At 75.2% G+C, this 10,431-nt stretch carries 1 protein-coding gene; it reads right to left on the reverse strand.

What is annotated here, in order from left to right:
* Window positions 1–10,431, reverse strand: a 10,431-nt coding sequence (locus ACRDSK_RS27340; protein ID WP_431444192.1) for a type I polyketide synthase, incomplete at both ends; no start/stop codon positions are given.

Consider the following 10,431-nt stretch of genomic DNA (forward strand, 5'->3'; position numbering starts at 1 on the left):
GAACCGGGCCACGTGTGCGCCGAGCGCGCCGGTGCCGCCGGTGACGAGCACCGTCCCCGACGCCTGGTAGGTCGCCGGCGGGCCGGCCGGCGAGGTGCGCTCCAGGCGCCGGGCGAACACGCCGGTCTCTCGGATGGCCACCTGGTTCTCGTCCCCGGCCAACGCCCCGGCGAGCCGTCGAGCCGCGGTCTCGTCGACTGTCTCCGGCAGGTCCGCGAGGCCGCCCCACCGCGCGGGCTCCTCCAGGGCGAAGGCCCGGCCGAAGCCCCACACCGCGGCGCGGGCGGGGTCGACATGGCCGTGCACCGCGCCCCGGGTCAGGCACCACAGCGGCGCGTCGATCCCGGTGTCGCCGAGGGCCTGCGCCAGCGCGACCGTCCGGGCGAGCCCGCCGTCGGCGTCGTCCGTGAGGGCGACGAGCGACAGCACCCCACCGATGTCTTGCTCCACTGTGGACAGTTCGGCGGCGACGGCCGCACGGTCGGCCGGGCACGAGACGGGCACGACGTCCACGCCCAGTCCCGCGGTCCAGTCCGGCACCGGCACGCCGGCCGGCGTGACCAGCAGCCAAGTCCCGGACACCGCGCCCGTTGGCGTGACCAGCCGCCACACCGGGCGGTAGCGCCACGCGTCGACAGACGAGACCGGGAGGGCCGGCCAGAAGCGCTGGCGCTGGAACGCGTACGTGGGCAGGTCGACCCGCCGTGCGCCGTGGCCGGCGAAGAACGCGGGCCAGTCGACCCCGCAGCCCCGTGCGTGCACGGTCGCGAGGGCCGCCACGACCGCGGTCTCCTCGTCGCGGTCCCGCCGCAACGCCGGCACGACCGGAACACCGGACTCCTGGGCCATCGCGGCGAGCACGCCGTCCGGCCCGAGCTCCAGCAGGTTCGCCGCCCCGGCGACACGCAGCGCGGTCAGTGCGTCGGCGAACCGCACGCCGTCCCGCACGTGCCGGACCCAGTGCTCCGCATCGCACAGCTCCGCCGCGTCCGCGACGGCGCCGGTCAACGTCGACACGACCGTGACCTCGGGCGCCCGGAAGGACAAGCCGGCGACCGCGGCGCGGAACTCGTCCAGCATCGGCTCCATCAGCGGCGAGTGGAACGCGTGCGACACGGTGAGCCGACGGGTCTGCTCGAAGCGCTCCGCGATCGCCGTGACCTCCTCCTCGTCGCCGGCGATCACCACCGACGACGGGCCGTTCACCGCCGCGATGCCGACGCGTGCGGTCAACAGCGGCGCCACCTCGTCCTCGGTCGCGAGCAGCGACACCATCGCCCCGCCCTCGGGCAGGGCCTGCATGAGCCGGCCGCGCACCGAGACGAGCGTGCACGCGTCCTCGAGCGAGAGCACGCCCGCGACATGTGCGGCGGCGATCTCGCCGATCGAGTGCCCGGCGACGAAGTCGGGCCGCACTCCCCACGACTCGACCAGCCGGTACAACGCCACCTCGAGCGCGAACAGCGCCGGTTGCGTGTGGACGGTCCGGTCCAGCGCCGCCTCCTCCTCGCCCCACACCACGTCCCGCAGCCCCGGGTCCAGCAGCGCGAGCACCTCGTCGAACGCGGCGGCGAACACCGGGAACCGGTCGTACAGCTCGCGGCCCATGCCCAACCGCTGCGCACCCTGCCCGGTGAACAGGAACGCGACGCCGCCTCCGCTCGCCGTGCCCCGCACGAGGCCGGCCGCCGGCTCGTCCCGCTCCAGCGCCGCCAGCGCGCGCAGCAGGTCCTCGCGGTCGTCCGTGACGACGGCCGCCCGGTGCTCCAGCGCGGAGCGGCCGGTGGCGAGCGAGTAGGCCAGGTCGGTGAGGTGCGGCCGGTCCGGCCACTCCCGCAGCCGACGGGCCTGCGCCCGCAGGGCCTCGGGTGTCGCGGCGGACAGCACGAGCGGCACGGGCCGGTCGCCGGCCGGCGACGCCGGTTCCAGTGCGGGTGGCACCTGTTCGAGCAGCAGGTGCGCGTTGGTCCCGCTGAGCCCGAACGACGACACGCCCGCCCGGCGGGGTGCGCCGGTCTCGGGCCACTCGGCCGGCTCGGCCAGCAGCCGGACGTCACCGGCCGACCAGTCCACATGGGACGACGGCTCGGGAGCGTGCAGGGTGCGCGGCAGCATGCCGTGGCGCATCCCCAGGACCATCTTCATGACACCGGCCGCGCCGGAGGCCATCTGGGTGTGTCCGATGTTGGACTTCACCGAACCGAGCAGCAACGGGTGCGCACGATCCTGGCCGTAGGTCGCGAGCAGGGCCTGCGCCTCGATGGGGTCGCCGAGCGCGGTGCCGGTGCCGTGCGCCTCCACGGCGTCCACCTCGGTCGCGGCGAGCCCGGAGTTGGCGAGCGCCTGGCCGATCACGCGCTGCTGCGCGGGACCGTTGGGCGCGGTGAGCCCGTTCGACGCGCCGTCCTGGTTGACCGCCGAGCCGCGGATCACCGCGAGCACCGGGTGCCCGTTGCGTTCGGCGTCGGACAGCCGCTCCACCAGGAACAGGCCCACGCCCTCGGCGAGGCTCATCCCGTCCGCGTCGTCCGAGAACGCCTTGCACCGGCCGTCGACCGCCATCGCGCGTTGCCGGCTGAAGCCCACGAACGCGTCCGGAGTGGACATCACGGCGACCCCGCCGGCCAGCGCCAGCGTGCTCTCCCCGCTGCGCACCGACTGGCACGCCAGGTGCAGGGCGACGAGCGAGGACGAGCACGCCGTGTCGAGGGTGACCGCCGGGCCCTCCAGTCCGAACGAGTACGCCACCCGGCCGGACAGGACGCTCGCTGTCGTCCCGGTGACCGCGTGCCCGTCGTCACGGCCGGCAGGGAGCCCAGAAAACGCCGCGGCGTAGTCCTGGTAGCTCGCGCCGATGAACGTGCCGGTCCGGCTGCCACGGGCCGAGGCCGGGTCGATGCCGGCGCGTTCGAACGCCTCCCATGCCGTCTCCAGCACGAGCCGCTGCTGGGGGTCCATCGCCAGCGCCTCACGCGGCGAGATGCCGAAGAAGTCCGGGTCGAACCCGGCGACGTCGGCGATGAACCCGCCACTCGTCGAGTAGGTCCGGCCGGTGGCGTCCGGGTCGGGGTCGTACAGCGCTTCGGCGTCCCAGCCGCGGTCGGCGGGGAACCCGGAGATCGCGTCACCGCCCTCGACGACCAGCTCCCACAGCTGCTCGGGCGAGGTCACGCCGCCGGGGTAGCGGCAGCTCATGCCGATGATCGCGACCGGCTCGTCGACCGCGCCGTGCCGGGTCGCGGACCCGGCCGCCGCGCCGTCGCCCGCGATGCGGGTGCGAAGGAACTCCGCCAGCGCGACCGGGTTCGGATGGTCGAACACCATTGTCGTGGGCAGCGCCAGCCCGGTGGCGGTGGCCAGCCGGTTGCGCAGGTCGACCGCGGTCAGGGAGTCGAAGCCGGCGTCGCGGAACGCCTTGCGCTCGGGCAGGTTCGCCGCGGCCGCGAGCCCCAGGACGGACGCGGCGTGGCCGCGGACGAGGTCGAGCAGCACCCGGTCCTGCTCGGCGCGGGCCAGCTCGCGGATCCGCGCCACGAGCTCGCTGTCCGAAGTGGAGCGTCCGGCGCCGGCCGCGAGCGCGCGGACCTCGGGGATCTCCGCGAACAGCGCGGTGGGCCGCCCGGCGGTGAACACGGGGTGGTAGCGGTCCCAGTCGATGTCGGCGATCGCCAGCACGGTCTCGTCGCCGGCGAGCACCCGGCCGAGCGCGGCCAGCGCGAGATCGGGGTCCATGAACCGCAGGCCGCTGCGCAGGATCTGCTCGGCGTCCACCCGGCCCGAGTCGCGGTCGTCGGCCCAGATGCCCCAGTTGATCGCGGTGCCCGGCAGCCCGCGGGCGCGCCGGTTCTCGGCCAGCGCGGCGAGGTAGGCGTTGCCGGCGACGTAGGCGGCGTGGTTGCCGCTGCCCCACATGCCCGCGGTCGAGGAGAAGAGCACGAACGCGTCGAGGGGCTCGTCCGCGAGCAGCTCGTCGAGGTGCCGCGCGCCGGTGACCTTCGCGGCGAGCACGTCCGCGAACGCGTCGACCGGGGTCTCGGCGATCGGCCGCAGCTCGATGAAGGCGGCGGCGTGCAGAACCGTGCGGATCGTGTGCCCCTCGGCCTTGACGCCGGCGAGCAGCTCCGCGACCGCGTCCCGGTCGGTGAGGTCGCACGCGACGAGGGTGGCGGTGGTGCCGAGCGCGGCGAGGTCGGCGACGAGCTCGGCCGCGCCCGGTGCGTCCGGGCCGCGCCTGCTCACCAGCACGACGTGCTCGGCGCCCCGCTCCGCGACCCACCGGGCCACGTGCGGGCCGAGCGTCCCGGTGGCGCCGGTGATCAGCGTGGTGCCGCGCGGGGTCCAGGTGTCCGCGGGACGGTCGCCGGCTGGGGCGGGAACCACGCGCCGGGTGAGCACGCCCGTCGAGCGGATCGCGAGCTGATCCTCTTCCCCCACGCCCGCGAGCACGCCGGCCAGCCACCGGGCGGCGTACTTGTCGAGCGGGTCAGTTGGCAGGTCGACGACGCCGCCCCAGCGCTCGGGGTGTTCGAGCGCGGCCGTCCAGCCGAACCCGTGTGCCATGGCCTGGTCGGGGTTCGGCACGGAGTCGGCCCGACCGGTCGACACGGCGCCCCGGGTGAGGATCCACAGTGGAGCATCGACCTCGGCGTCGCCCAGCGCCTGCGCGAGCGCGAGGCCGGCCGGGAGCATCGGATGGCCGTCGGCCATGGCGAGCGTGGACACGATCCCGTCGACGTCCGCGATCCCGGCGAGCCGGGGTGCGAGCGTCTCGCGGTCGGCGTCCGCCGGGTCCACGGTGACCACCCGGACCTCGGCACCATGTGACTCCAGCGCACCGGTCACGTCCACGTCGGCGTCCGGGTCGGTCGTCACGACGGCCCAGGGGCCGGTGAGTGCCGGAGCGGGCACGCCGGTGAGCGGGCGCCACGCCGTCCGGTACCGCCATGAGTCCACAGTGGAGCGGTCGCGGCGGTCGCGGCGCCATGACGACAGCGCGGGCAGGACCGCGGCCAGCGAGTCCGGGTCGATGGCCAGGCGCCGGCCGAGCGCGTCGAGGTCGGCATCCTCGACGTCGGCCCAGAACGCGGCTTCCGCCGAGTCGGTCTCGGCCCCCGGCCGCTGGCGCGGCACCCAGTAGCTCTCTCGCTGGAAGGCGTAGGTCGGCAGGTCGACGGTGCGCCGGCCGGTGAGCCGCCAGTCGACGGTGACGCCGCGGACGTACAGCTCCGCCAGCGAGGTGAGGAACCTGGACCGGCCGCCGTCGTCGCGGCGCAGCGTGCCGGTCGCGACGGCCGGCGTGCCGGTCTTGTCCACGATGCCCTGCACGCCCATGGTCAGCACGGGGTGCGGGCCGACCTCGACGAACGCGCGGTGTCCGGCGTCGAGCAGCGTGCGGATCGCCTGCTCGAAGCCCACCCGCAGGCGCAGGTTGCGGTACCAGTACGCGGCGTCGAGCTCCGTACCGGTGAGCCACTCACCGGTCACCGTGGACAGGAACGGCACGCTCGCCGGTCGCGGCTCGATGCCGGCGAGCCGGTCGAGCAGCTCGTCCTCGACGAGCTCGACCTGGGCGGAGTGGGAGGCGTAGTCGACGTCGATCCGCCGGGCGCGCACGCCCTCGGCACGAAGGTCTGTCCGGAGCGCGTCGATCGCGTCGTTCTCGCCGGCCACGACGACCAGCTCCGGGCCGTTCACGGCGGCGATCGACAGCCGCTCGTCCAGCCGGGGTTCGACGTCGGCCACGGGCAGCGCGACCGACAGCATCCCGCCGAGGCCGGACAGTGTCCGCGCGATCGCCTGGCTGCGCCGGACCACCACGCGCACCCCGTCGTCGAGGGACAGGGCGCCGGCGACGACCGCCGCGGCGATCTCGCCCTGGGAGTGGCCGACGACGGCGTCGGGCGTGACGCCGTGGCCGCGCCACAGCTCGGCCAGCGCCACCATCACGGCGAACGACGCCGGCTGGACGACCTCGACCCGGTCCAGGTCGGTGCCGTCGCGCAGCACGTCGAGCAGCGACCAGTCCACCTGGGAGGACAGCGCGTCGGCGCACTCGGTGAGCCAGGCGGCGAACTCGGGCGACTCTGCCAGCAGCCGGGCCCCCATGCCCACCCACTGCGCGCCCTGCCCGGGGAACACGAAGACCGTCCGGCCGTCCACGTCGGCCACGCCCGCGACGGCCCCGGCGGCGGCCGAACCGGCGGCGAGCTCCCGCAGGCCGCCCACGAGCTCGTCGGTGTCGGCGCCGACGACGACGGCGCGGTGGTCGAACGCGGTCCGTGCGGAGACGAGGGACGCCGCGACCTCGGCGTCGGACGCGGGATGCTCGGCGAGGTGGGCCACGAGGTTCGCGGCCTGCGCCCGGAGCGCGCCGGCCGAGCGGCCCGACACGGCCCACGGCACCGGACCGGCCGACTCGGACTCCGGCGCCGGCGGGGGCATGGGTGGCTGCTCGAGCACCACGTGCGCGTTGGTCCCGCTGATCCCGAACGACGACACGGCCGACCGGCGCGGCCGGCCCGACTCGGGCCAGGGGACGGACTCGGTGAGCAGCTCGATCGAGCCGGCGTCCCAGTCCACCGCGGACGACCGGCGCCCGGCGTGCAGTGTGGGCGGCAGCTCGCCGTGGCGCATCGCCATGACCATCTTGATCACGCCGGCCACGCCGGCGGCGGACTGGGTGTGGCCGAGGTTGGACTTGACCGAGCCCAGCAGCAGCGGGCGTTCGCGGTCCTGGCCGTACGTCGCCAGCAGGGCCTGCGCCTCGATCGGGTCGCCCAGCGCGGTGCCGGTGCCGTGCGCCTCCACGGCATCGACGTCCGATGTAGACAGTCCGGCGGTGGCCAGGGCCTGCCGGATGACGCGCTGCTGTGCGGGCCCGTTGGGCGCGGTGAGGCCGTTGGAGGTGCCGTCGGAGTTGACGGCAGAGCCGCGGATGACGGCGAGGACCGGGTGCCCGTTGCGGCGGGCGTCCGAGAGCCGTTCGACGAGCAGCAGCCCGATGCCCTCGGACAGGGTCATGCCGTCGGCGTCCTCGGCGAAGGCCTTGCACCGGCCGTCGGCGGCGAGCGCGCGCTGCCGGCTGAACGCGATGAACGGGTCGGGCGTGGCCATGATCGTGGCGCCGCCGGCGAGCGCGAGGGAGCTCTCCCCGTTGCGCAGCGACTGGCACGCCAGGTGCAGCGCGACGAGCGAGGAGGAGCATGCCGTGTCCACGGTGACCGCCGGTCCCTCCAGACCCAGGGCGTAGGCGACCCGGCCGGACAGCACGCTCGGGATCGTGCCGGTGATGAGATGGCCCTCGGCACCGTCGGCGACCTCCGAGCCGTAGATCTGGTAGCTGGAGCCGATGAACGTGCCGGTCCTGCTCCCCCGCAGCCACGTGGGGTCGAGCCCCGCGCGCTCGAACGACTCCCACGCGGTCTCCAGCAGCAGCCGCTGCTGCGGGTCCATCGTGAGCGCCTCACGCGGGGAGATCCCGAAGAACCCGGCGTCGAACTCGGCGGCCTCGGCCACGAACCCGCCGCGCGTCAGGTAGGTCCGGCCCGCGCGGTCGGGGTCCGGGTCGTAGAGGGCCGCGTTGTCCCAGCCGCGGTCCGCCGGGAAGTCGCCGACCGCGTCCACGCCCTGGGTGACCAGGTCCCACAGGTGTTCCGGGGAGCTGACGCCGCCGGGGAACCGGCAGCCGATGCCGATGATCGCGACGGGCTCGTCGGCGAACGCGCCGGCCACGTCGGTCTCCGCGCCACCGGTCGACTCACCGGCGAGCAGCGACCGCAGGTGGGCGGCGAGCACCTCCGGGGCCGGCTGGTCGAACACGAGCGTCGTGGGCAGCGCGGTGAGCCCGGTGCGAGACACCAGCCGTCGGCGCAGCTCCACCGCGGCGAGCGAGTCGAAACCGAGGTCGCGGAACGGCTTGCGCGTCGCGACTGCGTCGGGCGAGTCGTGCCCGAGCACGGCGGCGGCCTCGGCCTTGACGAGTCCGAGGATCAGCCGTTGTCCGTCCTGTTCGGACAGCTCACGCAGGCGCGCGGCCAGGGCAGGGTCGACTCCGGTGGCGCCGGTGCGCAGTGCCGTCACGTCCGGCAGGCGGTCGAAGAACCGGCCGGACCGGCCGGCGGTGAACAGCGGGAAGAACCGTTGCCAGTCGACGTCGGCGACGGTCACCGTGACATCCGAGCCGGCGAGAGCACGACGCAGCTCCCGCATGGCGAGGGCCGGCGCCATCGCGCGCAGCCCCCGCCGGCGCAGGTGCTCGGCGGTGGCGTCGTCGGTCGCCATCCCGGTCTCCGCCCACGGTCCCCATGCGACGGACGTCGCGGTGAGCCCACGCGCACGCCGGTTCTCGGCGAGGGCGTCCAGGTAGGCGTTGCCCGCGGCGTACGCGCCCTGACCCGCGCCGCCCCAGACGCCCGCGATCGAGGAGAAGAATACGAACAGGTCGAGGTCGCGGTCGCCGAGCAGCGCGTCGAGGTTCGCCGCTCCCCCGGCCTTGGCCGACAGCACGGCGTCGAGCTCGTCGTCGCCGGTCGCGTCGAGGGGCATGCCCACCTGCCCCACCCCGGCGGCGTGCACCACACCCGTGAGGTCGGGCAGGTCCGCGAGCACCGCGGCGAGCGCGTCGCGGTCGGCGACGTCGCAGGCCACGATGTCCACCCGCGCACCGGACTCCGTCAGCTCGTCGCGCAGCTCCGCGGCGCCGGGTGCGTCCGGGCCCCGGCGGCTGGTCAGCACGAGACGGGTCGTCCCGGCGGCGGCGAGCCATCGGGCGACCTCCGCGCCGAGCCCGCCGGTCCCCCCGGTGACGAGCACCGTGCCGCCGACCGCCGGCTCTCCGGCGCCGCCCGGGCGGGAGTGGCGTTCCAGGCGCCGGGCGAACAGGCCCGACTCACGGATTGCGACCTGGTCCTCGCCACCGGTCAGCACGGCCACCAGCCGCTCGTCGACCGCCCCGGCGATGTCCACCACGCCGCCCCAGCGCTGCGGCTGCTCCAGCCCGGCCACCCGGCCCAGGCCCCACACCTGCGCCGGCGTCGGGTTCTCGACCGCGTCGCCGGGCACAGCCGCGACCGCGCCGCGGGTCAGCGCCCAGACCGTCGCGTCGGTGTCGCGTTCGGACAGTGTGTGCAGCAGCGCGAGCGTCGCGTGGGCGTCGCCGGTCGACAGGATGCCCGCGACGCCGTCGAGGTCGCCGAGCCGTTCGGCGAGCGTCGTTCGATCGGCGTCGACGACCCGGACCGACGCGCCGGCAGCGGTCAGCACCGCGGCGACGTCCTCGGCCTCGTCGACCGACACCACGAGCCAGGTGCCCTCGAGCGACGGCCGGGTCGGGCCGGCGACCGGCTCCCACACCACGCGGTAGCGCCAGGAGTCCACCAAGGCCTGCTCGGGGTCGCCGGCCGCCGCCCAGTGGAACGCGCGCTGGAAGGCGTAGGTCGGCAGCTCCACGACGTGCGCGCCGGTGTTGCACGCCGCCCAGTCCGGCGCGACGCCGTGGACGTGCAGCCGCGCCAGCGCCGAGACGCTCGCGTGCTCCTCCGGCTCGTCCTTGCGCAGGAACGGAACCGCGGCGAAGTTGCCGATCTCCCCGACGAGCGCGGACAACGCGGCGTCGGGACCGAGCTCCAGGACCGTCCGAACGCCCCGGTCGGCGAGCGCGGCCACGGCGTCGGCGAACCGCACCGTCGCCTGTACGTGCCGCACCCAGTACTCGGGGGTGGTGACCGGTTCGGTCACCTCGGCCGAGGTGACCATCGGGAACCGCGGTTCGGCGAACGTCAGGGTCTCCACGACGGCCCGGAACTCGTCCAGCATCGGGTCCATCAGCGGCGAGTGGAACGCATGCGACACCCGCAGCCGGGTCGTCTTCTCGAACCGACCGGCGATCGCGAGAACCTCGGCCTCGTCGCCGGAGATCACCACCGACGCCGGCCCATTCACGGCCGCGATGCCCACACCGTCGGTCAGCATCGGTCGGACGTCGGATTCGGACGCCCGCAGCGCGACCATCGCGCCGCCCGCCGGCAGCGCCTGCATCAGGCGGGCGCGCGCCGACACCAGCCGGCACGCGTCCGCCAGCGACAGCACGCCGGCCACGTGCGCGGCGGCGATCTCACCGATCGAGTGGCCCGCGACGACGTCCGGGCGCAGTCCCCAGGACTCGGCCAGGCGGTACAGCGCGACCTCGAGCGCGAACAACGCGGGCTGTGCGAACCCGGTGCGGCGCAACGACTCCTCGTCCTTGCCCCAGACGGTGTCCAGCAGGTCCCGCAGGCCCGGGTCGAGCAGCGCCAGCACCTCGTCGAACGCGGCCGCGAAGACCGGGAAGCGCGCGTGCAGCTCGCGCCCCATGTCCAGCCGCTGCGAGCCCTGCCCGGCGAAGACGAACGCCGTGCGGCCCGGCGCGGCGGTGCCCGCGAACGCGGCGGGAGC

The sequence above is a fragment of the Actinophytocola sp. genome (assembly GCF_050699915.1).
In the GTDB taxonomy this organism is placed as follows: domain Bacteria; phylum Actinomycetota; class Actinomycetes; order Mycobacteriales; family Pseudonocardiaceae; genus Actinophytocola.